Source organism: Kribbella sp. NPDC050820, assembly GCF_040653975.1.
Taxonomy (GTDB): Bacteria; Actinomycetota; Actinomycetes; order Propionibacteriales; family Kribbellaceae; genus Kribbella.
Map to the genome: position 1 here is coordinate 62358 of NZ_JBFAHB010000019.1, position 23600 is coordinate 85957.

General features: G+C 67.6%; 25 protein-coding genes, 1 other RNA gene and 1 pseudogene. 9 read left to right on the forward strand and 18 right to left on the reverse strand.

What is annotated here, in order from left to right; all coding sequences use genetic code 11:
• Positions 1 to 77: 77 nt before the first annotated feature.
• Together AB0H36_RS18865 and AB0H36_RS18870 are read left to right on the forward strand one after the other, a co-directional pair.
• Positions 78 to 2033: an alpha-galactosidase gene (locus AB0H36_RS18865; protein ID WP_360524352.1), complete on the forward strand. Its 1956-nt coding sequence runs from the start codon at positions 78 to 80 to the stop codon at positions 2031 to 2033.
• A gap of 44 nt (positions 2034 to 2077) precedes the next feature.
• On the forward strand, positions 2078 to 4519 hold the full coding sequence (locus AB0H36_RS18870) for a LamG domain-containing protein (protein ID WP_360524355.1): 2442 nt from the start codon (positions 2078 to 2080) through the stop codon (positions 4517 to 4519).
• Here AB0H36_RS18870 and AB0H36_RS18875 read toward each other — a convergent pair.
• From AB0H36_RS18875 to AB0H36_RS18915, 9 genes are all read right to left on the reverse strand, one after another.
• Entirely contained in the window at positions 4511 to 4813 is a 303-nt protein-coding gene (locus AB0H36_RS18875; RefSeq protein ID WP_360524358.1) for a hypothetical protein, read from the reverse strand. The genes AB0H36_RS18870 and AB0H36_RS18875 overlap by 9 nt on opposite strands.
• Positions 4814 to 5221: 408 nt before the next feature.
• Positions 5222 to 5599, reverse strand: a transfer-messenger RNA (tmRNA) gene (gene ssrA / locus AB0H36_RS18880).
• Between the two features lie 135 nt (positions 5600 to 5734).
• Entirely contained in the window at positions 5735 to 6295 is a 561-nt protein-coding gene (locus AB0H36_RS18885) for a DUF1707 and DUF4870 domain-containing protein (protein ID WP_360524361.1), read from the reverse strand.
• Positions 6296 to 7223: 928 nt separating this feature from the next.
• Positions 7224 to 7700, reverse strand: coding sequence for an SsrA-binding protein SmpB (gene smpB / locus AB0H36_RS18890; protein WP_360524364.1), 477 nt, complete (start codon positions 7698 to 7700; stop codon positions 7224 to 7226).
• 21 nt (positions 7701 to 7721) lie between these two features.
• On the reverse strand, positions 7722 to 9152 hold the full coding sequence (locus AB0H36_RS18895) for a M23 family metallopeptidase (protein WP_360524367.1): 1431 nt from the start codon (positions 9150 to 9152) through the stop codon (positions 7722 to 7724).
• 60 nt (positions 9153 to 9212) lie between these two features.
• Positions 9213 to 10124, reverse strand: a complete 912-nt coding sequence (gene ftsX / locus AB0H36_RS18900; RefSeq protein ID WP_360524370.1) for a permease-like cell division protein FtsX — start codon at positions 10122 to 10124, stop codon at positions 9213 to 9215.
• Between the two features lie 20 nt (positions 10125 to 10144).
• Entirely contained in the window at positions 10145 to 10834 is a 690-nt protein-coding gene (gene ftsE, locus AB0H36_RS18905) for a cell division ATP-binding protein FtsE (protein WP_132325159.1), read from the reverse strand.
• 272 nt (positions 10835 to 11106) lie between these two features.
• Positions 11107 to 11271: a hypothetical protein gene (locus AB0H36_RS18910; protein WP_360524374.1), complete on the reverse strand. Its 165-nt coding sequence runs from the start codon at positions 11269 to 11271 to the stop codon at positions 11107 to 11109.
• Positions 11264 to 11650, reverse strand: coding sequence for a hypothetical protein (locus tag AB0H36_RS18915; RefSeq protein ID WP_360524377.1), 387 nt, complete (start codon positions 11648 to 11650; stop codon positions 11264 to 11266). The genes AB0H36_RS18910 and AB0H36_RS18915 overlap by 8 nt, the downstream gene beginning before the upstream one ends.
• 126 nt (positions 11651 to 11776) lie before the next feature.
• Between AB0H36_RS18915 and AB0H36_RS18920 the strand changes: the two genes are divergently transcribed.
• Positions 11777 to 12823, forward strand: a complete 1047-nt coding sequence (locus AB0H36_RS18920) for a PfkB family carbohydrate kinase (protein ID WP_360524380.1) — start codon at positions 11777 to 11779, stop codon at positions 12821 to 12823.
• 18 nt (positions 12824 to 12841) lie between these two features.
• Here AB0H36_RS18920 and AB0H36_RS18925 read toward each other — a convergent pair.
• Positions 12842 to 13768, reverse strand: a pseudogene (locus tag AB0H36_RS18925) (MFS transporter); the annotation flags it as partial.
• A 376-nt stretch (positions 13769 to 14144) separates the two neighbouring features.
• Here AB0H36_RS18925 and AB0H36_RS18930 point away from each other — a divergent pair.
• Positions 14145 to 15425: a sugar ABC transporter substrate-binding protein gene (locus AB0H36_RS18930; protein ID WP_360524383.1), complete on the forward strand. Its 1281-nt coding sequence runs from the start codon at positions 14145 to 14147 to the stop codon at positions 15423 to 15425.
• A gap of 28 nt (positions 15426 to 15453) precedes the next feature.
• Positions 15454 to 15858, forward strand: coding sequence for a cytidine deaminase (locus AB0H36_RS18935; RefSeq protein ID WP_360524548.1), 405 nt, complete (start codon positions 15454 to 15456; stop codon positions 15856 to 15858).
• Here AB0H36_RS18935 and AB0H36_RS18940 read toward each other — a convergent pair.
• Positions 15834 to 16178 (reverse strand): YciI family protein, encoded by a 345-nt coding sequence (locus AB0H36_RS18940; RefSeq protein WP_360524386.1) that lies wholly within the window; start codon positions 16176 to 16178, stop codon positions 15834 to 15836. The two genes, AB0H36_RS18935 and AB0H36_RS18940, sit on opposite strands and share 25 nt — an antisense overlap.
• Positions 16175 to 16567, reverse strand: a complete 393-nt coding sequence (locus AB0H36_RS18945) for a VOC family protein (protein WP_360524389.1) — start codon at positions 16565 to 16567, stop codon at positions 16175 to 16177. The genes AB0H36_RS18940 and AB0H36_RS18945 overlap by 4 nt, the downstream gene beginning before the upstream one ends.
• A gap of 29 nt (positions 16568 to 16596) precedes the next feature.
• Between AB0H36_RS18945 and AB0H36_RS18950 the strand changes: the two genes are divergently transcribed.
• Positions 16597 to 17136 carry a winged helix-turn-helix transcriptional regulator gene (locus AB0H36_RS18950; RefSeq protein ID WP_360524392.1) on the forward strand — a complete coding sequence of 180 codons (540 nt, stop codon included), beginning with the start codon at positions 16597 to 16599 and terminating at the stop codon, positions 17134 to 17136.
• On the opposite strand, the gene AB0H36_RS18955 is transcribed toward AB0H36_RS18950, so the two are convergent.
• From AB0H36_RS18955 to AB0H36_RS18965, 3 genes are read right to left on the reverse strand one after another with little or no spacing between them, the layout of a single operon-like run.
• A complete protein-coding gene (locus AB0H36_RS18955) occupies positions 17120 to 18112 on the reverse strand; it encodes a TIGR03842 family LLM class F420-dependent oxidoreductase (protein ID WP_360524395.1) in 993 nt (330 codons plus the stop codon). The two genes, AB0H36_RS18950 and AB0H36_RS18955, sit on opposite strands and share 17 nt — an antisense overlap.
• Before the next feature lie 13 nt (positions 18113 to 18125).
• Positions 18126 to 19529 (reverse strand): dihydropyrimidinase, encoded by a 1404-nt coding sequence (hydA, locus tag AB0H36_RS18960; protein WP_360524398.1) that lies wholly within the window; start codon positions 19527 to 19529, stop codon positions 18126 to 18128.
• Between the two features lie 34 nt (positions 19530 to 19563).
• Entirely contained in the window at positions 19564 to 20406 is an 843-nt protein-coding gene (locus AB0H36_RS18965) for a nitrilase-related carbon-nitrogen hydrolase (protein WP_360524401.1), read from the reverse strand.
• A gap of 61 nt (positions 20407 to 20467) precedes the next feature.
• Here AB0H36_RS18965 and AB0H36_RS18970 point away from each other — a divergent pair, with 61 nt between their 5' ends.
• A complete protein-coding gene (locus tag AB0H36_RS18970; protein ID WP_360524404.1) occupies positions 20468 to 20659 on the forward strand; it encodes a hypothetical protein in 192 nt (63 codons plus the stop codon).
• 37 nt (positions 20660 to 20696) lie between these two features.
• On the opposite strand, the gene AB0H36_RS18975 is transcribed toward AB0H36_RS18970, so the two are convergent.
• Together AB0H36_RS18975 and AB0H36_RS18980 are read right to left on the reverse strand one after the other, a co-directional pair.
• Complete coding sequence (locus AB0H36_RS18975; protein ID WP_360524407.1) at positions 20697 to 20897, reverse strand: hypothetical protein; 201 nt, start codon at positions 20895 to 20897, stop codon at positions 20697 to 20699.
• A 14-nt stretch (positions 20898 to 20911) separates the two neighbouring features.
• Complete coding sequence (locus tag AB0H36_RS18980; RefSeq protein ID WP_360524410.1) at positions 20912 to 21106, reverse strand: hypothetical protein; 195 nt, start codon at positions 21104 to 21106, stop codon at positions 20912 to 20914.
• A 96-nt stretch (positions 21107 to 21202) separates the two neighbouring features.
• On the opposite strand from AB0H36_RS18980, the gene AB0H36_RS18985 reads away from it, so the two are divergent.
• Entirely contained in the window at positions 21203 to 21622 is a 420-nt protein-coding gene (locus tag AB0H36_RS18985) for an SRPBCC family protein (RefSeq protein WP_360524413.1), read from the forward strand.
• A gap of 66 nt (positions 21623 to 21688) precedes the next feature.
• Positions 21689 to 22237 carry a TetR family transcriptional regulator gene (locus tag AB0H36_RS18990; RefSeq protein WP_360524416.1) on the forward strand — a complete coding sequence of 183 codons (549 nt, stop codon included), beginning with the start codon at positions 21689 to 21691 and terminating at the stop codon, positions 22235 to 22237.
• On the opposite strand, the gene AB0H36_RS18995 is transcribed toward AB0H36_RS18990, so the two are convergent.
• Positions 22218 to 23405 (reverse strand): serpin family protein, encoded by a 1188-nt coding sequence (locus tag AB0H36_RS18995; protein ID WP_360524419.1) that lies wholly within the window; start codon positions 23403 to 23405, stop codon positions 22218 to 22220. The two genes, AB0H36_RS18990 and AB0H36_RS18995, sit on opposite strands and share 20 nt — an antisense overlap.
• Between the last annotated feature and the right edge of the window lie 195 nt (positions 23406 to 23600).

Genomic DNA, 23600 nt, shown 5'->3' on the forward strand with positions numbered 1-23600 from the left:
TCACCGTGGGTGGCATCCAGGCCGCCGCGGCGGGAAGTGACGGGGCTCTTTGGGACATCGAGAACCCGCAGGCTCGAATGCGTTTGGCCATCGCCGCGCCCGTCTTCGAGATCGACGGGCGCGCGGTGAGCTGTCGAGTCGCGGACTTCGGAGCACCGCTCGAGCAGCGCACACTTCTCAACGGGGTACTCGAGTCGACGTTCGTCGGTGACGTCGACAACGAACCCGGACTGCAATTGACACTGGTCATCCGGCAGTCCCCGGAGAGCCCCGTGGTTCGCTTCCGGTACGGGCTGCACAGTGCGAATCCGCGACGGCTCACGAAGGCAGCAGGCGGCACGGGCATCACCTACGCGGAACTGCTGCGCCGCCCAGGCCCGGTCACCGAGGTGCGCATTTCGGACTTCGTCGAGCTGGGCCACTCCTTCATGCCGAACGAGATCGCCCTCGCGGCCGAGGCGGCCGAGGCGCTGTCGCCCCTGATCGGCCCGATCCTCGTCGGCGTCGAACGGGGGTCCTCCTGGCTGCTCGCGTACGAGCACGGCACGTCCGGCGGGGATCTGTTCTGCGGCTTCTGGGTTGATCGGTCCCGCGGCGTCCGGGTGGGCGCGGTGAAGGGCGCCTACCTCGACGGGCAGCGCCTGGACGTCGCCGGTTTCCACACCCCGTGGCTGCTCGCCGCCGCCGTCGACGGGGAGCTGGATGACGTTGCCGCGGTGTTCCGCAGTTTCCTGCTGCGGTACCAGTCAGAGCACGACCACTCGCGTCGACCGCAGATCTTCTACAACACCTGGAACTTCCAGGAGCGGGAACGCTACTGGCACGACCGGCCTTACATCGCCGGGCTGACCGAGCAGCGGGTTCTCGCCGAGCTCGAAGTCGCCGCCCGCATGGGAATCGACACGTACGTGATCGATACCGGCTGGTTCGTTTCGACGGGCGACTGGGAGGTGAGCCGGGTCAGATTCCCGGCCGGGCTGCACGACATCAAGGAACGTGCCGACGAACTCGGGTTGCGACTGGGCATCTGGTTCGACCCCACGATGGCCGCACTGTCCAGCCGGGCGCTGGCCGCGCATGCCGGCGACATCAAGACGTGGCGGGGTGAACCGGTCGAGCCACGGGAGATCTGGGAAACCGAGACGAGCAGGCCGATGTGCCTGGTCAGCGACTGGTTCGAGACTCTCCTTGGCCACTTGATCCGCGTCAATCGTGAACTGGGCATCACGTACTTCAAGCTGGACGCTGTCGGCCAGTACGGCTGCGACAGTCCGCATCACCAGCACGGCGACGAGAGCAACAGCGCCGGCGAACGAGCAGACCGGTTCGCGTTCATGATGAGCGAGCGGATGACGGAGCTCGCGGAGCGCGTCGCGGTCGCGGTGCCCGGGTCGATCGTCGACTTCGATGTCACGGAAAACCACCGCTCGTTCGGGTTGAGCTTCCTGTCCGCCGGAAAGTACTTCCTCGTCAACAACGGCCCGTACTACTCCGACTACGAGCTGCCCGAGGACCTCAACGGCATCAACGCCAACATGTTCTTCCACCCGGGACGTGCTCGAGGATGGGTCTGCCGGGAGACCTACGCTTTCGACAAGTGGATCCCCTCCGTCCTCACGCTGGTCCACTACTACCCCGACGACCCGCGCGCGCACCAGCAGGAGAGCCTAGCGGCCCTGGTCCTCGGCCATCACGGCATCTGGGGTGACCTGCTCGCCATCTCCGATGAGGGCGTCGACGTCATCCGCACCACTGTGGACCGGTATCGGCAGGTCGCCGACGATGCGACCGCGGCCGGGATGATCACGACCGGACTTGGCGCCGGCGCGGCCGAGGTGCGGGAGAAGATCCGGCCCGAAACGGGCCGTGGTGTGGTGTCGCTGTTTCCCGCGCAGGGACAGCCGATACGGCACGTCACCGCCTCCCGGGTCGACCCGAGGCACTGGGCAGCCGAGGGTATTCAGGTGTCCACCCTGCCCGACGGCCGAGCGGTGATCGATGCGACCCAGTCCGGAGCGGTGATCTTCGGTTAACCCGAACCGAGAGCGAATCCAGAACTACCAGGGCAGGTGAGTTCGTGAAGGTCATCATGAAAGTGATTCTCAGCACGGCGGTGCTGTTGCCGGCAGCCCTCGGACTGTCCAACCCTCCCACTCATGCAGCGGCCGCCGACACGTATGAACAACGTGTGGATCAACTACTCACAACATTCGCCGCGGGAACGTCACCAAACGGCACCAACAACGCCGAAACGTTCTTTTACGCGCAAGCGAGGCTGGCCAAGAATCAAGACGTCGGAACCGCGTTGGCCTGGGTGAGCAACTTGAACAACGGCAGTCACCCCGGGGCCATGTTCTACTACCTCAACAACATCGACACGTATTTGAAGTTCGGGCACTTGTACTCCGGTACGTTGCAAGCGAAGGTCAAGGCGGACCTGACGACGAACGCGGGCATCACCTACTCCGCGTCGAACGGGTCGACAGAGAACCACAGGCTGATGTACAAGACGGCGGGATATCTGGTCGCTCAAACGTGGCCCGACTGGGCGAACGCCGCCACCGAGCGTGCAGCCAACAAGCAGCAACTGGAAGAGATCATGAACCAGTACGTCCACAAAGGGCTTGCTGAGTACGATTCTCCCGTCTACAACGCGATTACGGTCAACTGCCTGCTGTCACTGGTCGATTTCGCCCAGGATCCGGCCCTTCGGCAAAAGGCGAAAATGACGCTCGAGTGGATGCTGGCGAACATCGGAGCCGAATGGATCAACGGTTACTACGTATCTGCGACACTCCGTGCGATCGCCGTCAGCACGACGCCTCAGGAAGGCGCGGCGGGCACGATCCAGCAATGGCTGCTCTGGGGAGGAAGAACGCCGAGTTTCCCGACGTCCTCAAGTGATCACGCCACCGAGGCGTGGTATTCCGTGGCAACCGCCACGAGCACCTACAGGATGCCGGCGATCCTGGAACGGATCGGACACGACCGAAGCGAACCCTTCGTCCAGCGAGAGAACGGCAACTGGAATACGCGGACGAGCAAGTACAGTTACATTGCGGACAGGTTCGGATTAGCCAGCCAGGTGGAGATCGGGAATCTCGGATGGTCTGACCAGTCGAGACGATGGTTGACCCGCTGGGACTCCGAGCAGCCGGGCAGCACGTTCTTCATGACGCACCCTCGGCGAGCCGGCGACTACAAAGGAGCCACGGCCTACGAGCAGGTCATGCAGCACAACGGCGCCCTGATCGGCATCTACAAAATCCCCACCAGCGGAACGATCGACGGAACGAACCCGATTCTGCAGTATATCGAGGGTCCGATATCCACCTCCGCAGCGCAGCGAATCGTGGAAGACTCGGGATGGGTGTTCATCCATGGGGGCAGCACGATGATCGCGGTCAAGCCGGTCAAGGGGTATGCCTGGGCACCGGACCGCACGATCAACAACCAGACGTTCAAGACGCTGCGAAGCTCCGGCAACAGGAACGGCGTCATCGTGGAGGTCGTTGCCGCGGCCGATTATGCGCTACCCGGCCAGGCGTCGACTCCGGACGCGCAGCGGCTGATCACCGAGCTGTCCTCGTTCGCGAGTGACATCAAAGAAAACACGGTCATCGACACCACTCATCTGGACGAGACCGATCCGAGGCTAATCTATACGTCGCTGTCCGGTGACGTCATGGACATCACGTATCAATACAGCGGCTCCTACAACGGCAACCGCAAACTGAACGGTGTGGCCGTACCCTACGACAATTGGCCCCTCGTGGACAGTCCGTTCATGCACCAGGATTACGGCGGCGACATACTGACGTTGGATCATGGGGGTGAGAGTTCCGTCTACGATTTCGGCGCCTGGACGATCGACGGCGACGACGGGGGCGCCAACACCGCTTCGATCCACTGGAAGTTCGACGAAGTGTCCGGCATGACGGCGGCCGACGCCAGCAGTAACGGTCATTCGGGCACCTTGCTGAACGGTCTGTCGTTCGACACCGGCTCTGTCGTGGGCACCTCCGGCAGTGCCCTGCAATTCGACGGGGTCGACGATGCCGTCCGCACTGAGATCAGCGAGATCGCCGACTATCCTTACACGTTGTCGGCCTGGATGAAGACGACGTCGACTTCCAATTCGACGGTCGCCTTTCTCGGTGACGGCTCAGCCGGCGACAAGTACACCCGGATCGGCATGAACGCCCAAGGCAGAGCCTTTCTCGACGTACGGAACGGAAGCGCGGCCACCGTCTACTCGTCCGGGGTGGTCAACAACAACGAGTGGCACCTGGTGACGGGGGTGTTCGAGAGCCCGACGACTTCGAAGCTGTACCTGGACGGGGTTCTACAAGCCACTCTTGCCAACGCTCCTACGCTTCCCGAGTTGAACCGGTTCGCTGCCGGCGCACTGGACCGCTCGACGCCCGCAGACCACTTCGCAGGCTCCTTGGATGAAGTCCGGCTGTATCCGGCGGCGTTGACAGCCACGGAGGTGACGACCTTGTACGGATCAGGGTGAGTTGGTCGGAGTGGCGCTGGCGGCGCGAAGGTAGCCGGAGACGCCTCGCGGGTGCGAATCCGGGCGGGGACAACGACGTTCTCCACGTCGCGAGATGGCGACGGCGGTGTGGGGAAGGACGTCGTACGGCCCGACGTCGTCCATGCCGGCGAGGTCGACCTGGCCGGAGATCTCCACACCCAGCTGGAGCAGGTCCTTCGCCGCGGTCGCCAGGACGTGGCCGTTCGGGCGCAGGAAGACCATCGGCGGCGTGGCGCTGTCCAGCAACCGCGCGAGTAGCCCTGCGGGTGGCATCGGGCCTCGCTCCACACAGTCCCGATCCCGCCGGTGACCGCGCTCGACCAACTACTCGGTCAGCTGGCAACCGACGCCGAAGTTGTCGGCGACCACGGCGTCAGTGACGAGATCGGTGCGATACCGGTCCACCAGCACGGGCGGCAGCCGGCGTCGCGGATCTGCTCGACCAGGTCGCGTCGGCCTCACCCTCTACGGGGTGGGGCACGATGACGGTCGCGTTCGTGTCGATCGCCTTACGCATCGCCCGCCGACCCGGAATCACGCTCGGGCAACTGTCTTCGCGACCGCACTCGAGAGCGGCGAGGGCACGTGCTCTGCCGCGGGACGCGGCATGAAGTGGTCGCTGCGTAGTCGCGGACAGCAGAACGCGCAGGTCGGATGAGCTCTGACCTGCGCGTTCTCCAGGGGTGGAGGTGGCGGGAATCGAACCCGCGTCCTTCAGCGTTGCTTCAAGGCTTCTCCGGGCGCAGTCTGTTAGGCGTTTTTCTCAGCCTCAGCGCTCTCACAGACAAGTCGCTGACAGGCTCAGTCACTGTAAATGTCCCGTGCTAGCCCCGTGACCGGGCTAACAAAGCAAGCTTCCTAGCTGAGGCCAGGAACCGGGTCGGAAGCATCCCCGGGCTGACCGCTTCTTTAGGTGCTCAGGCCGTCAGGCGGCGAGAGCGAAGCTACTGCGCTTAGCGTTGGCAGTTATTGGTTTCCAGAGATCGTTAACGAGATAACCCTGGATCCTCGGCCCGCTTCCCTTGGAACTAACGTCCAAAGTCGAAACCGTTCACCCCCTGTTGAGTTGTCAAACTCCCACCGGCGCCGGAGCCCCGGTAGAAGATCCACACTATCAAGTCCAACAACCCACCCGCACCCCGGATTCCCGCGCGGCGGCGGACGGCCCACATCGCGCGGCGAGATCACCCAGCGTCACTTGATCATACGCAGCGTGAACGGGTAGCGGAAGTTGGCGCCGACTGCGGTCGCCAGACCGCCGATCCCGGTCAGGATGAACCAGAGCATGCCGAGCAGCGGGAACAGGAACGCGGTGAACCCCTCCGTCACCCCGGTCATGATGCCCACCAGCGCGAACGCGCCGAACGCGCTCAGCTGGAAGTTCAGCGCCTCGACGGCGTGCTTGCGTACGGCGGGGTTCTTCTGGCCGGCGGTCGCGACCATGATGGCCGGGCCGACGAAGAACGTCGGATACCCGAGCCAGTGCGCGACCGTGCCCAGCCCGCGGCCGTCGCTGTTGTACCGCTGCAATTGGGCCGGCCGGGTGAAGGCGGCGGGTGCGTACGTCGGGACGGGCCGGGAGACGAGGCCGTTGAACGTGCTGTTCAGCTCGGCCCGGGTGCGCGCCTTGAGCGCCAGCTCGAGCCGGGTGTCGAACTCGCCGTGGTCCAGCCGGCCGTCGGCGTACATTTCTTTCAGAATCTCGACGGCGCGGTCCCGTTGGGCCGGCGTCACCAGCAGGTCTGAAGTGGACATGCATCCACTCTGCGCTCCAGGCGCCCCGCACCCCATCGGGTGCAGCCCCCACCCACCCCTGACCGGACCCCAGCCCCCTGCCCGGGCCCAGGCTCACCTCGGCATCCCCACGCCAGAAGCCCAACGAGTCAGGTACGCCGAAAACACCCGCAGCTCCCAAGGACACCGGGACACCGGGAATGGGCCGGGCGGAATGCGACCGCCCACACTGGCACCCGGAGCGGCGGCCGACCGGAGGAGGTAGACGCAGGCGGGTGGCTGACGGGCGGTTCAACCGGAGGTGGTCCGCGAGTTGTGGATTTCTGTTGTCGATTCGCTCGCTGAAGCACCGAAATCGACGACTCGGCAAACGCCCGGATGGTCCGATGGCTTGGCGGTCGCCGCCGCGATTGAGGTCGAGGAGCGCGCAGTGCGGCCTTGGCGGCGTGGTGTGGCTGGTTGATCCGGGCCGGGTCTGGTCGCAGCGCAGGTGGTGACCAGCTCGCGAGTCGAACTGGTCGCGGAGTGGTCTCAATCCGGCGCACGCAGTCGGCACGGTGGCTGATGGCGCTGCGGCGAGCCACGCACAGGTTGCGTAGCGCTTCCACGGATCCGCTGCGGTCCTTCGCGTGCCTGTCCGGTTACCGGCCGCGACGGCCCGGGCGGCGGCCTCGGCGTCGATCGAGGCGGACTTGCCGGCAGATCGGCGGGTCTTGCGGTCGGACCGGTCCCCTTCGCCAGGGCCACGGCGGCACGCACCAGCCGAGGCGAGCGGACAAAGCAGTGATGGGTGCCTGCTGGCACGGCTCGTATGAAGTCACAACCCCCGGCCCGGTGAGTGCAAACACGCTCCGCAGCCGCAGACCGACAGATCCCGACTAAGACCCGAAGTCAGTTAGAGGGCGAGTCAGGACGACCACCGCGGGGCCCACTCACATCATCCTCACTATCAGCGCGGGGCGCGGCGACGGTCCGAGAGGGCGCGCTGGGCCTCGCGGTTCGCCTGCCGTTCGGCCAGCGCGTGCCGCTTGTCGTAGTCCTTCTTGCCCCGCCCGGTGCCGAGCTCGACCTTGGCGTAGCCGTCCTTGAAGTACAGCGAGAGCGGGATCAGCGACACGCCCTGCTGCTCGACGGCGCGGATCAGCTTCTGGAGCTCGTCCTTGTGCAGGAGCAGCTTGCGGGTACGGCGCGGCTCGTGGTTGGTCCAGGTGCCGTGCTTGTACTCGGGGATGTGCATCCCCTGCAGCCACAGCTCGTTGCCCCGGACCGCCGCGAACGCGTCGACCAGGGAGGCCCGGCCCTGCCGCAGGGACTTCACCTCGGTCCCGGTCAGCACGAGCCCGGCCTCCACCACGTCCTCGATGTGGTAGTCGTGTCGCGCCTTACGGTTCTGCGCGATCGGTTTCCGGCCGGTCTCTTTCACCATCCGACCAGTATCTCAGACGACTCAGAGCCACTTCATGGGATTAACCACGCGCCCGTCGTCGTAGACCATGAAGTGCAGGTGGCAGCCCGTGGAGTAGCCGGTGGTGCCGACGTACCCGATGATCTCGCCGCGGGAGACGCGCTCGCCGACGCGGGCCTTGTAGCGGGACAGGTGGTTGTAGACGGTGGTGATGGAGGAGCCGTCGATCACCCCGTGCGAGATGAACAGCCGGTTCCCGTAACCGCCGTTGTAGTACCGGTCCGTGACGACCCCGCTGGCCGCCGCGCGGATCGGCGTACCGCAGCCGCCGCCGAAGTCGGTGCCGTCGTGCAGCTTCCAGTAGTGCAGGACCGGGTGGAACCGCATCCCGAACGGCGACGTGATGTAGCTGCGGATCGGGTAGCTGAGCCGCCCGTTGTCGTTCGGCTCGTCCGGGACGTCCCGCGGCGGGCGGCCCTCCTTGCGCGCCTTCTCCCGCTCGGCCTTCTCCCGGGCCGCCTTCCGGCGGGCCGCGGCGGCCTTCTCGGCGCGGGCGCGAGCGATCAGGATCTGCTCGACCCGGTTCCGCTCCCGGACCAGGGCGTTGTACTGCGCCTGCTCGGAGTTCTTCTCCTTTTCGGCGGCCTTGAACGCGACCAGCTTGATCTGCGCGACCGCGGCGGCCTCGGCCTTGTCAGCGGCGACCTGCTTGGTCAGCGCGGTCACCTGCCGCACGGTGCGCGCCGCCTCGGCGCGCGCCTCCTCGGCTGCCTTCTCCGCGGCGGCGACCTTGACCCGCCGGCTGGCGAGCTGGGCCTGCGCGTTGTTCAGGTTGGTGATCGCGTTGCCCTGGATGCCGAACACGTTGCGCTGGACCTGCATCCCGGTGGCGATGTCGGCCGGCGACGCGCCGCGGAGCGCGATCGACAGCCCGACCAGGCTGTTCTGCTGCTGGTACGCCGACCGTACGGCGCGACCCGCCACCGCCCGCTTCTCGGCGATCAGCCGCTCGCCTCTCTCGACGGCGGCGACCGCCGACCGGAGCGTCTGCTCGGCGACCCGGAGCTTGCCCGCGGCCACCGCATCGGCGGCTTTCGCGGCCGCGAGTTTGCCCTGGGCAACGGCGTACCGGGCCTGGACGGCCTTGTACCGCGCGTCCGCCTGGTTGTAGGCGACGACGGACTTGCCGAGCTGGTCGGAGGCGTGCGCGAGATCGGCCTTGGACTGGTCGATCTGCGAGTCGAGCTGCTTCTTCTTGGCGGCCGGGTCGGGTGGGTCCGCCTGGGCAGACGGAACCACCGCCAGGGCGCCGGCGGACAGGGACAGGACAAGGCAGCAAGCGGCGACGACCGTCGGCCGGCCTGGCGCCCTCGTGCGGAGGCGCAGGCGTGGCTTCGCGGGGGTGCCGCTGCTGTCGTCTCGCTTGATGCTCCCCCGCTCACGCGGGTTCGCACCGGGGAAGTGCGGGACCACAGTCGACCCCTTGCTCTGGGTTGAGTTGTCGTGCTACCGAAGCACGATAAGTCACCCGGGTCAGACTTTGAGGTATTTCCGCGTTGTCAGGAATGTCGGGACCACGGCGAGCACCAGTCCGACCACGACCATGATGAGCGTGGCGCGGAAGGTTTCGGTGGCTCCGACCCACTGCCAGACCCGGAACGTCTCCTGGGCCCGCTGCATGACCACGAAGTACACCCCGACCCACAAGGTGCCGCAGGCAAGGATCGCGCCGATCAGCGCGGCCAGTACCGCTTCTAACAAGAACGGTAGCTGGATATAGAAGTTCGAGGCGCCCACCAGGCGCATGATGCCTATCTCACGTCTACGGGCGTACGCCGCCAGCCGGATGGTGTTCGAGATCTGCATCAGCGCGGCGACCAGCAGCAGTGCCGCGGCCACCAGCGCGCCGACTTGCAAGCCGTTCAGCGCCTTGAACAACGGATCCAGGTACTGCCTCAGGTCCTGGACTGTGTCGACTCCGGGCAGGCCCGCGACCGCGCTGACCAGGTTCTGGTAGCGCTGCGGATCCTTCAGCTTGACCCGGAAGGACTCCTGCATCTGGTCCTCGGTGACCGTGCTGACGATCGGCGAGTCCTTGTAGAGCTTCTTGAACTGCTCGAACGCTTCCTTCTTCGACTCGCCGAAGACGCCGTCAGGGGCAGTGTCCGGGTTCGACTCGATCACCTGCCGGATCCGGTTCTTCTGCTCCTGGGTCACCTCGGCGCCCGAGCAGCCGCGGCCGCCGGAGTCCTTGGTGCAGAGGAAGACCGAGATCTGGATCTTGTCGTACCAGTTCCCCTTCATCAGCTCGACCTGCTCGCGGGCCAGCAGCGCGCTGCCGAACAGCGACAGCGAGACCCAGATGGTGACGACGACCGCAATCGTCATCGACAGGTTCCGCTTCAGGCCGATGCCGAGGTCGGAGAGGATGTAGTTCAAGCGCATCAGTCAGTAGTCCCTGCTTCTCAGTGCTGGTAGCCGTAGACGCCGCGCGACTCGTCGCGGACGACATGACCGTTCTCCAGCTCGATCACGCGCTTGCGCATCTGGTCGACGATGGACACGTCGTGGGTGGCCATCACGACCGTCGTCCCGGTGCGGTTGATCCGGTCCAGCAGCTTCATGATGCCGACCGATGTGCCGGGGTCGAGGTTTCCGGTGGGCTCGTCGGCGATCAGGATCATCGGCCGGTTCACGAACGCCCGGGCGATCGCGACCCGCTGCTGCTCGCCGCCGGACAGCTCGTCGGGGAGGCGGTCCTCCTTGCCGTCCAGGCCGACCAGCTCGAGGACCTCGGGGACCGTCTTGCGGATGTGCGAGCGCGGCTTGCCGATCACCTGCAGCGCGAACGCCACGTTCTCGGCGACGGTCTTGTTCGGCAGCAGCCGGAAGTCCTGGAAGACGGTGCCGATCTGGCGGCGCATCTGCGGGATCCGCCAGCTGGCCAGCCGGTTCAGGTCCTTGCCGGCCACCATGATGTGGCCCTTGGACGACCGGTGCTCACGCAGGACCAGGCGCAGGAACGTCGACTTGCCGGACCCGGAGGTGCCGACGAGGAAGACGAACTCGCCCTTCTCGATCTCGACGTTGACGTTCAGCAGAGCGGCCTTGGACTGGCCCTCGTACGTCTTTGACACATTCTCGAAGCGGATCACGGGATCATCCGGCCGTGGTCGGGAACAGGGAGCGGCGCATCGGTAACCACCAGGAGACCGTACGCCACCGGAGCGGCCGCAGGTCAGTCTAGGTGGTCCCGGGCGTGCCGCCGACCAGGCATGCCGCACCGTACGGCGCCGTCCGATACCCGGTGCACTACCAGGGCGTTACGAACGGCTACCGGCTGCTTCGGCGCCGATGCTGCCCGCCCCTGTTCTTCCTGCTTGAGCCTATCCGTTTCCACCGGTTCGACGGTGGAGTTATCCACAGGTCAGGCGGGGGCTGGGGCGGTGTCGTTGCCGTTGTCGGGGCGGGCGTCGGCGATGCGGGCCAGGCCGGGCTCGGGTTTGCGGCCGGCTCTGCGGGCTGCCTCGACGTGCAGCCGGGCCAACTCGACGGCCTGGCGCGAGACCTTGACGGTCTTCTTCTCAGCCATTGGCACTGACTCCCTCGACGACCTCGGTGTCGGACTCCGCAATATCAGCGTACGCGGCCTGACCGACGCGGTCGATCGCAACGGACGCGGTCAGCGCGGCGACCAGGTCGTAGTCCTCCGGCTGTAACAGCTCCGACCGCATCAGTGAGCGGAGCGTGACGACGCCGGCGTCCGTCCCGGAGTCGGTCCCTTCGAGAATCTGCTCGACCGCCCACCGGACCATCCGCATCGTCTCCTCGCGGTGCCGCCAGACGTCCAGCTCGCGGTCGGACTTGCGGATCAGGTACGCGCCGAGCATGACGCCACCGAGAGCCAGGAACGGGCTCAGCACGGTCACCACCACGCCGACCACCGAGATCCAGGTAGGTATCACGGACACACCCAGCCGCTCATGCGCGACCTCCCAATCCCATGGAGTTGACCGGCCGAAGATGTTACGAAAGGAAGCATTCCACCCGCGACCGACAAGAACCGCCAAAGTCTGACAAGGAGCAGTGTCACTGAGATGGACGAGCCGGACCGCTACGACGTGTTCGTGCAGGGGACCGTGTTCCTCGACATCGTGCTGACCGGTCTGGAGTCCGCCCCGGCCACCGGGACCGAGATCTTCGCCGAGGGGATGGGTTCCTGCCCCGGCGGCGTCGCGAATTTCGCCATCGCCGCCAGCCGGCTGGGCCTGAAGACCGGCCTGGCGTCGGTGTTCGGCGACGACGTGTACGCCGACTTCTGCTGGCGGACCCTGGCCGACCAGGAGGGCGTGGACCTGTCCCACTCCCGCCGGATCGGGCACTGGCACTCCCCCGTCACCGTCTCGATGTCGCTCGACCGGGACCGCGCGATGGTGACCCACGCGCACGAGGCGCCCGGCGACCCGAGCAAGCTGGTCGGCCCGGGCCTGAACACCCGCTCGGCGATCGTCCCGGTCGAGGACGAACTGCCGGGCTGGACGATCGACGCGATGCGGTCCGGCGCGCTGCTGTTCGGCGACGTCGGCTGGGACCCGACCGACCAGTGGTCCCCCGCCGTACTCGATGTCCTCGAGGGCTTCCACGCGTTCACGCCGAACGCGAGCGAGGCGATGGCGTACACCCGGACCGACACGCCGAAGGCCGCGCTGCACAAGCTCGCCGAGCGGGTACCGCTGGCGGTGGTGACGAACGGCGCGGACGGTGTGCTGGCGATCGACGCGACCACCGGCGAGGAGGAGCAGGTGCCGGCGCTGCCGGTCCGCTCCTACGACCCGACCGGCGCCGGCGACGTCTTCCTCGCCTCACTCGTCCTCGGCACGCTCCGCGGCTGGCCGCTTGCGCATCGGCTCGCGTTCGGCAACCTGTGCGCCGGCCTCTCGGTCCAGCACTTCGGCGGCTCGCTCGCCGCCCCGGGCTGGGGCGACATCATCGACTGGGTCCGCGACCACAGCCGGCACCGCCCCGGCGGCGTCGCCCCCGAAGTGCTTGCCCACTACAACTTCATCGGTGACGTCCTCCCCGAAGGCCCGGTCCCGATCGTCCGCCGAGCCTCCGCCACCATCGCCCGTCTGTCGGACGCCTGACCACCAGACCGTCACGGCGACCAGGGCAAGGAGGACTCCGCCGCCCAGGAAGCCGTGGGACGGCGCCGTCCGGTCGAGCGTCAGCCCCGCGAGCGCCGAGCCGACCGAGCTGCCGAGGTTGTTGGCGGTGTTGATCCAGGTGCTGGCTTCGGTGCGCTGGTACGACGGTGTGACCGTGTCGGCAGCCAGGTACGACACCACGAAGAGCGGCGCCACAGCGACGCCCGTGGCCGCCATCACCAGCCCGAGCAGGACCAGGTTGCTCGCGAGCGAGGCCGTCAACAGTCCGGCAGCCAGTACGGCGATCAGCCCGCCGAGCTGAGCGGACCACGGCCGGGTGTGCAGGCGACGGCCCCAGAGGAGCCCGCCGACGACGCTCCCGGCTGCGATCGCGGCTTCGACGTACCCGGCCGCGCCCGGACTACCGCTGCGCTGAGCGGCTCCGGCCACGCACACGTACGCGACGCTGATCCCGGCGGCCGTGGCCGCGATGACCAGCAGGATCCTTCGCAGCCCCGGGATGACGAGCGGGCCCAGGAGTTGGCGCGTTGCAGGAGGCGCTGCGGTGTGCACGGTGACTGGACTGGTCACCATGGCGAGCGTGCCGACGACCATCAGGCCGGCAGAGCAGCCGAGCGCAGCGGGTGCGGAGACGACGTTGATCAGTACGCCGACCAGCAGCGGACCGCCGAGGAACAGCGACTCCTCGCAGACCGCGTCCAACGCGTAGGCCCTCTCCTTGAGGGCCGATCCTTCGGTCAGCAACCTCCAGTTCGACCGCATCGACGGCCCGAGCGGAGGTGCGAGGAGACCAGCCAGAGCGACCAGCGCCAGGTTGGTCGTCGTACTGGCGACGAGCACCAGCGCGACGGCGCAACCGATGGCGAGGACCGGGAGCACTCGGCGCTGGCTGAAGCGGTCGACGAGCCGTGCCTTGTAGGGCATGGACAACGAGGTGAGTCCGAACAGCGCGACCGCCGCGCCGGCCGCGCCGAACGAGTCGGTGGACTCTTGGACAGTGAAAAGCAGAGACAACGGGAGCAGACCGTACGACAGCCGCCCGAGCAGCGCCGGCACGAAGGTGCGCAACGCCGACGGCAAGGACAGCACTTCGCGGTAGCTCCCGGCACGAGCTGTGCCGGACAAGAGAACGCTCCTAAGAGACAGGGAGGAGGTGGGCTCGACCGCGTGAACGCGGGAGCCGTCTCTAGTCACGGGGAGCGAACATGCCGGAGAGCATACCCCGGCCGAGGAGCCCTCGGAGTCGTAGTGTCTTCGGAGCGCGGGCTGTGGGACCGCGCGGAGACGGAGGTACGGCGGGATGGTGGGTGCTGGGGTCACCAGGCGACGGCTGTTGGCGATGGGCGGCGCACTGGCGGCGATGGCGGTCGACGGATGCGGGTCGAACACCGGGCGCGAGTCGTCAGGTAGCGCGTCCGGGGGTAAGCCGGCGTTGGCGCAGTGGTACCACCAGTACGGCGAGGCCGGCACGCAGCAGGCTGTCGACCGGTACGCGAAGGAGTACCCGGACGCGACCGTGACCGTGCAGTGGTCACCCGGCGACTACGACAAGAAGACCGCGGCCACGCTGCTGACCGACCAGGGCCCGGACGTGTTCGAGTACGTCAACGGCCCGACCATCGACATGATCAAGGGCAACCAGGTGGTCGACCTGACCGATCTGCTCGACGACGCCACCAAGGCGGACTTCACGCCGTCGCTGCTCGCCCGCTGCACGTATCAGGGCAAGCTGTACGCGATCCCGCAGGTCACCGACATGCAGCTGCTCGTCTACCGCAAGAGCTTGCTCAGCGCGGCCGGCGTCCAGCCGCCGCAGACCGTAGACGAGCTGCTCGCGGCCGCGAAGACGCTCACCAACGACAAGGTGAAGGGCCTGTTCGTCGGCAACGACGGTGGCGTCAGCATCCTCGGCGGACCGGCGCTGTGGTCGGCCGGGCTGGACTACCTGACCGAGGACAACCAGTTCGGGTTCGACGACCCGGCCGCCGTCGAGTCGCTCCGTAAGCTGCGCGAGCTGTTCACCTCGAAGAGCCTGTTGCTCGGGGCACCGACCGACTGGTCCGACCCGTCCGCGTTCACCCAGGGCCTGACCGCGATGCAGTTCACCGGCCTGTGGACGCTGCCGGCGATCCAGAAGGCGTTCGGCGACGACTTCGGCGTACTCCCCTGGCCGAAGCTGAGCGCGACCACCGGCGCTCCGAGCGTCCCGGTCGGCGCGTTCAGCTCGGTGGTCAACGCGAAGTCGAAGGACGTTGACGCAGCGAAGAAGTTCGTCAGGTGGCTGTGGGTCGACCAGACCGACAAGCAGCTCGACTTCGCCCAGTCGTACGGCTTCCACATCCCGGCCCGCAAGAGCCTGGCCGTTAGGGCGGAGAAGCTGCAGGAGGGCCCGGCCGCCGACGCGGTCAGGTTCGTCAACGAGAATGGGCACGCGCAGACGCCGCTGCTGTGGTCGCCGAAATCTGGTACGGCGTACTCCGACGCCCTCAACCGGATCATCCGCAGCGGATCGGATCCGGCCACCGAGCTCAAGGCGGTCAAGTCCGTCGTGGAGTCCGAGCTCAAACGCATCACCGGATGAGTCGAAAGGTCGGTATCAGCGAATGATCGTGCAGGCATTGACCGACACGGACCGCGAGCTGATCGAGCTCGCCCGCCGTACCGTCGACGCGAACACCGACGGGCCGGACGGGGTCTACACGATGGGCGCCGCCGTACGAGGCGTGGACGGGCGGATGTACGCCGGGATCAACCTGTACCACTTCACCGGCGGCCCCTGCGCGGAGCTCGTCGCCCTCGGCCGCGCCCGAGCCGAAGGCGCCCGCGAACTCACCACGATCGTGGCTGTCGGCAACGAAGGCCGCGGCGTCTGCGCCCCCTGCGGCCGGGATCGCCAGGTCCTGCTCGACTACCACCCGACAATCCGCGTCATCCTGCCCACCGCGGAAGGCGTCGGCTCGGTCCTGATCACCGACCTACTCCCCGAGTCCTACCGCTGGACCCCGACCACCTGAATCTCGCCCTCGCGGAACCACCAGGTCAGAGGTTCTGCGGTGAGGATTCCGGCTTGTACGGCGGGGTCGGTGGCGGCGTGTTGGCGGGCCTCGTCGAGGTTGGTGCGGTAGACGCAGAGGCCGCGCAGGGAGACGTCGTCGTGGTCTCGGAAGGGGCCGGCGGCGCCCATCACGCCGGCGGCGCGGAGGTCGTCCAGGAAGTCGAGGTGGGCCTGCTGGATCCGCTCCATCTCGTCGTCGGTCAGGTCGGGCGGGTTCGGTGGGCGCCGGAGCAGGATGAGCGACAGGCTCTCCATCCCCGGCCGTGGCGGCGTGCTCACGTCACCCGCTCGGACAGCATGAACGTGTTCCCGTCCGGGTCGTAGAAGGTGGCCAGCCGGACCTCGTCGGCGACCAGCCGGGTCTCGCCGTCGAAGCGGGTGCCGAGCGACTCGAGGTGCCGCCGGGCGGCGTCGATGTCGCGCACCCCGAAGGTGATCACCGTTCCGCCCTCGGTCTGCGGCTGCTCGACCTGGCCGATGCCGATGTTGATACCGGGCAGCGGCGTTGTCAGCTCGGCCCAGCCCCAGCTGTCGAGCCGGTGCACCACCTCGAACCCGAGGGCCTCCCGGTACCACTTCAGTGAGCGCTCCAGGTCGGAGACGTCCAGCGCGCAGACGGCCCTGCCGTCGTACTCGATCGCAGTCGACACCTCTGGCGATCCACTCATAGTCCTGTTTTTATACTAAGCTTACTTTCGTGTCAACGCTCGCCCGCCTGGTCCACCTCCGGTGGAACGTCCCGGTGATCGCCGAGCTGCACCGCGGCCGCGGCGGCCGCTTCGTGAACCTGGTCCACGGCCTCGGGGTCAGTCGCGAGTCGCTCCGACGCACGATCGCGTTCCTGGAGGCCGACGGCCTGATCCAGCGCAACCCCGGCTACGGCCACCCGCTGCGGCCGGAGTATCTGCTCACCGACGCGGGCGCACGCCTAGGCGAACCTGCCGCCGCCCTGACCGACCTTCTCCGCGAGTTGGACGCCACGGACGTCGGCCTCCGCAAGTGGTCGCTGCCGATCCTCACCGCCCTCGGCGACCGGCCCCGCCGCTTCTCCGAGCTCGGCAACAGCCTCCCGGGTACGACGAACCGCGCCCTCACCCTCGCCCTCAAGGACCTGGAGGCAGCCGGCCTGGTTACCCGAACGGTCACGACCGACTACCCACCGGCAACCCTGTACGGCGCAACGCGGCCGGCGACCCGCATGGCGCAGGCGGCCGAGCGACTCAGAACGCCGGAATGATGTCCTTGCCGTACGCCGCCAGCGTCTCTTCCTTCGCGTCGTGCTGGAGGTAGACCGCGAACTGGTCCACCCCGAGCGACTTGAGCTCCGACAGCCGCGCCAGGTGGTTGTCCACCGGCCCGAGGATGCAGAACCGGTCCACGACCTCGTCCGGGACGAAGTCCGTGTGGGTGTTGCCCGCCCGGCCGTGCTGGGCGTAGTCGTAGCCCTTGCGGCCCTCGATGTAGTCGGTCAGCGCCTTCGGCACAGCGCCCGACGTCCCGTAGCGCGCGACGATGTCGGCCACGTGGTTGCCGACCATCCCGCCGAACCACCGGGTCTGCTCGCGCTGGTGCTCGAGGTCCTCCCCGACGTACGCCGGGGCCGCGACGCAGAACTTGATCGCCGCCGGATCCCGGCCGGCTTCCTCGGCGGAACGCCGTACCGCTGCGATCATCCACTCGGCGATGTCCGGGTCGGCGAGCTGCAGGATGTAGCCGTCGCCGACCTGGCCGGTCGCGGCCAGCGCCTTCGGACCGTACGCCGCCACCCAGACGTCCAGGGCGCCGTTCTCGACCCAGGCGAACTTGAGTTGCTGGCCGCGGTACTCGACCGTCTCACCGCGGGCCAGCGCGCGGACCACGTCCACGCACTGCTTCATCTCGTCGACGGTGCCCGGCTTGGCGCCGAGCGTGCGCAGCGCGGAGTCGCCGCGGCCGATCCCGCAGATCGTCCGGTTCCCGAACATCTCGTTCAGCGTGGCGAACTGGGACGCGATCACGGTCCAGTCCCGGGTCCCCGGGTTGGTCACCATCGGCCCGACGATCACCCGTTCGGTGGTGGCCAGGATCTGGCTGTAGATGACGAACGGCTCCTGCCAGAGCAGGTGCGAGTCGAACGTCCAGACGTAGCCGAACCCCGCCTCCTCGGCCTTGCGTGCCAGGTCCACGACCGCGGACGCCGGCGGATCACACTGGAACACCACTCCGAAGTCCACGGCGCTCCCCCCTTTACATCAAGTACGACGACAGGCCGCGTTGGAGGTACTTCCCCCGGCCCTTGTGGCCATGGTAGTTGCCGTCGGCCACGATCACCTCGCCGCGCGAGATCACCGTGCCCACCCGGCCCTTGATCTCGACCCCTTCGTACGCCGAGTAGTCCATGTTCATGTGGTGGGTGTCGACGCTGATCCGGGTGGTCGCGTTCGGGTCGTAGACGACCAGGTCCGCGTCCGAGCCCGGGGCGACGATCCCCTTCTGCGGGTACAGCCCGAACATCCGGGCCGGCGTGGTCGCGATCGTCTCCACCCAGCGCTCCAGCGACAGCTGGCCGTCCACCACGCCTTGGTAGATCAGGTCGACCCGGTGCTCGACGCCGCCGATTCCGTTCGGGATCTTGGAGAAGTCGCCGAGGCCGAGCTCCTTCTGGTCCTTCATGCAGAACGGGCAGTGGTCGGTCGACACGATCGCCAGGTCGTTGCTCCGTAGGCCTTTCCACAGGTCCTTCGCGTGCGACTCGTGCTTGCTCCGCAGCGGGGTCGAGCAGACCCACTTCGCCCCCTCGAAGCCGGGCGCGCCGAGCTGGTCCTCGAGGGTGAGGTACAGGTACTGCGGGCAGGTCTCGGCGAACACGTTCCGCCCCGCGTCCCGCGCCTCGGCGACGTGTTCCAGCGCCTGGCTGGCGGACAGGTGGACGATGTAGAGCGGGCAGTCCCGGGCGACCTCGGCGAGCGCGATCGCGCGGTTCGTCGCCTCCGCCTCGAGCGCGGACGGCCGGGTGATGCCGTGGTAGATCGGGTCGGTCTCGCCGCGGGCGATCGCCTGTTGCACGAGCACGTCGATCGCGATGCCGTTCTCGGCATGCATCATGATCATCGCGCCGTTGTCCCGGGCGGTCTGCATCGCCCGCAGGATCTGGCCGTCGTCGGAGTAGAAGACGCCCGGGTAGGCCATGAACAGCTTGAAACTGGTCACGCCCTCGTCCGTGACCAGCTGGTCCATCGCCTTCAGCGAGTCGTCGTCGACGCCGCCGAGGATCATGTGGAACGCGTAGTCGATGTGGCAGTTGCCGTCGGCCTTCGCGTGCCAGGCTGCCAGCCCGTCCTGGACCACCTCGCCGGTCCGCTGGACGGCGAAGTCGATGATGGTCGTGGTCCCGCCCCAGGCCGCGGCCCGGGTGCCGGTGTCGAAGGTGTCACTCGCCGCGGTGCCGCCGAACGGCAGCTCCATGTGCGTGTGCGCGTCGATTCCGCCCGGGATCACGTACTTGCCGGTGGCATCGACCACCTCGTCCGGCGTGATCGTCTGGCTGAACGCCGGGTCCAGCAACGCGACGATCTTCTCGCCCTCGACCAGCACGTCGGCGACCTGCGTCCCGGTCGGCCCGACGACGGTCCCACCCTTGACCAGCAACATCTCCGTACTCCCCTTCGAGACGGCCTGTGCAGATTTACGGCTTGGTCAGGTCGCCGTACGCGTCCGGGCGGCGGTCGCGGTAGAACTGCCAGCGGTCCCGGACCGTGTCCAGCAGGCCGAGGTCCAGGTCCCGGACGACCAGCTCCGGGTCGTGGTCGTGCCCGGTCTCGCCGACGAACTTGCCCTCGGGATCGACGAAGTACGACGTGCCGTAGAAGTCGTTCTCGCCGAAGTCGGACTCGATCCCGACCCGGTTGATCGCGCCGATGAAGTACTCGTTGGCCACCGCCGAGGCGGGTTGCTCCAGCTTCCACAGGTACGACGACAGCCCGCGGTGGGTCGCGGACGGGTTGAACACGATCTTCGCCCCGGCCAGCCCGAGCGCCCGCCAGCCCTCCGGGAAGTGCCGGTCGTAGCAGATGTAGACCCCGATCCGGCCGACCGCGGTGTCGAACACCGGGTAGCCGAGGTTGCCAGGGCGGAAGTAGAACTTCTCCCAGAACCCCTTCACCTGCGGGATGTGGTTCTTCCGGTACTTGCCCAGGTACTTGCCGTCAGCATCGATCACGGCCGCCGTGTTGTAGAGCACGCCCGGCTGCTCCTGCTCGTAGACCGGGAGCACCATGACCATGCCGAGCTCCTTGGCCAGCGCGGCGAACCGCTCGGTCGTCGGGCCTGGCACCGCCTCGGCGCACTCGTAGAACTTGGCATCCTGCAACTGGCAGAAATAGGGGCCGTAGAACAGCTCCTGGAAGCAGATCACCCGCGCACCCTGCGCGGCGGCCTGCCGCGCGTACTCCTCGTGGGCCTTGATCATGGACTCCTTGTCCCCGGTCCACGACGTCTGCACCAACGCAGCCCGCACAACCTCCGACATCAGCCCTCCCACCACTAGCCGAGCACCCATGCTCCATCCGTCAACCCACGACAGTCAACGGATGTCGGAGCGGTTGTGGAAAACCCGTCAGATCGTGATGCTGCGGGACTCGGCAGGCAGCACCCGACCCCGCGCGTACGCCGCGATCAACTGCTACTGGGTCGCGACCACCGACGGTGGCGTGAACCGGCGGCTGCCAGGTGGTGTGCAGGTGCGAGCCGGCGCCTTGGACGACCAGCAGATCCCGAGATAGTTGAGCGGTCAGCTGAGTCACGGCGGACCCGGTGGCCTCATCCTCGACGACACCTATGGCGGGCGTCGGCACGGACGGAGACGAGGTGGCCATCGCGCGTGACCGGGATGTCACCGGCGGCCACGCGCTGCCGGTCGCCAGGCTGGACGGCGGCGCCGTCGACGATGCCCAAGGGGTTGCCGAAGCGGCCATCGGGGTCGGTGAAGACCCGGACGACCTCGACGTGGAGCTGGGTCAAGTCAGAGGGTCAAGTCAGAGGACGGTGATTGCGGCGATGACGGCGATCAGGACCACGGCGGCGCCGACGAAGGCCAGCGCCCGGCCGTTGAGTTTCGGCTCGGTGGTCGCCTCGGCCTGGCCCTCGTTGACGAAGGCCCGGAACATCTGGGTGTTCGCGCCCGGGTCCTGCTCGTTCTCGACGTTCTGCGGGACGTTCTGGTCAGCCATGGCCCCAGACCCTACCGGCAGGCCCGACCACGGCCTTCCAGCGGCCCGCCCGATATCCCTGCACCGTCAACTTCCCGAGGGTGTACCATTTGGTACATGCGCTTCGATCATTCCAGCACGATCCAGGCCCCGCCCGAGCGGGTGTGGCAGGTGTTCAGCGACGTCGAGCGGTGGCCTGAGTGGACTCCGACGGTCGAGTCGGTCGAGCGGCTCGACGAGGGCCGCATCCACGTCGGGTCCAAGACCCGGATCCGGCAGCCGAAGCTCCCGGTCGCGGTCTGGGAGGTGACCGAGCTCAAGGAGGGCGAGTACTTCGAGTGGGTCTCGAAGGCTCCCGGGATCAAGACCACCGGCGGTCACCGGGTGATCAGCACCCCGGAGGGCACGGTCGCGACGGCCACGATCATCCAGGAGGGCCCGCTCGGCTGGCTCTTCGGCAAGCTGTACGCCGGCCTGACCCGCCGCTACATCGCCACCGAGACCGAGAAACTGAAGCAGGTCAGTGAACGAGCGTAGCGAGTTCACCGGAAGGCACAGCGTCGCAGACGACTCAGCCGCGCCCGCAGCGAAGCGAGGACGCGGGTGAGTCGTCACAGCCTGCTCGTCGATGCCGTCGAGCATTTTGCGAAGAACGGCATCGGCGACGCGAGCCTACGGAGTATCGCGACCTCGATCGGCACCAGCCACCGGATGCTGATCTACCACTTCGGCTCCCGCGAGGGGTTGCTGGCCGAGGTGGTTCGCACCGTGGAGCACCAGCAACGCGACCTGCTGGCCGAGGTGATGGCGCTCGACCTGCCGCTGGAGGAGCAGGCCGACCTGTTCTGGCGTCGCGTCACCGAGGCGACGCTGATCTATGGACCGCTGTTCTTCGAGCTGAGCGCGCACGCCATGCAGGACCGGCCGCATACCGCCGCGCTCAAGGCGGATCTGATCAACGTCTGGCTGCCACCGGTCATCGAGCTGTGTGTGCGGGCGGGCATTCCGCCCGAGCAAGCACCGTCGTACGCGCGGCTGGGCCTGGCCGCCTCCCGCGGTCTGCTGTTCGACCTGCTGCTGACCGGCGACCGGGGCGCGGTCGACGAGGCGTCCGCGCTGCTCAACCGGCTGTTCAGTCTCCCGGCTCGGTAGGCGTCTCGACCCAGCCGGCCACGATCGGCAGCCGCGACTCCCGCAGTACGGCGACGAACCCGAACGGCCGGTCCAGCGTCACCTCGAGCCGGCGAGCCTGGTTCGTCGGCATCGCGGTCCGCATCAAGCCCACGGCCGTCACCGCCGCGGCCTCGAACCCGGTCGCGAAGAACCGCGCCAGCACCTTCTGCTTCGCCTGCCCGACCGCGAGCGGCGTCGGGCTGATCGCGCTGAAGTGACCGTGCGCACCGGGATCCGTCGTCACTGCGCCCAGCCCGAACAGCTCGCTCAACTCCAGCAGGTCGTGCTCGGCCTCGACGTTGAACGACGGCAGCGACAGCTTCAGATCCGGCCTCGGCGCGGTCGTCTCCCCGACCGTCGCGCCAGGCGCGACGTCAGATCCCGGCTCCCCCTGCGAGATCAGCTGGGAGCCCGGCACGCCGTCCGTGGGCTGGGCAGCTGTTTCGATCAACGCAGCCAGCACGTCGGCCTGCGGCACCTGCGGCTGCCCGATGCCCAGGAGCACGTCGACATCCGCGTCGCCAGGAACCGTGACCACCGTCAACCACGCCGCACCCGGGTGCTCATACCGCCGTACGGCGTCCAGGTCGCCGTCGACGCGCTCCAGCCAGCGCCAGGAACCGCCGGACCAGGGACCGTCGTAGAAGCGCCGGACCATCTCCTTGAACGGTGCGGCCCAGGTGGTCTTGAGCGACAGCGCCGACGCGAGGACCAGCATCAGGTCGGGGGTGACCTGGATCGGCATCTCGCGGATCAGGTTGTCGGTGTGCTCGGCGGCCCAGGCGTCGAGCTTCGGCTTGTCGACGGACGCGTTGCCGGTGAGGGCGCCGACCAGCGGCGCCGGCATCACGGTGTCGAACGACTCGGCGAGCTTCAGTTGCTCGCTCACCCAGACGCCGAGCGCCGCGTGCAGGTCGTCGGAGCCGTCGATCGCCTGGACCAGCTCGAGCGCCTGCTGGGAGCCTGCCGAAGCGTCCACCCCGGCGGCCGCGGCCAGCTCGGCGCGGCCTGGTTCGTCGGCGGCGGTCGCGAGGATCGCGAGCAGCGGCCACAGGCCGAGACCCGACGCCACGGTGTTGCCCTGGGGGAACTCGCGAGCCCAGCGGGCGGTGAGGTCGTTGACTGCGCGCACCACGTCGGCGTCCATATGCCCACCCTGCCACGCGGACGCCAGGGCCATCACAATTCCCGGATCGCCGGCCCGCTCCGCGGGCGGCTGCGCGAGCGCGGCGATTGTGATGGCCTGGAGGTCCGCAAGTATTTGCCGGAATGACGCTGATTTTCATTTCGCAGGTGCGGTGAGTCCTCGTTCAGACGCACTGCGTGTGTCAGTATGCCGCCC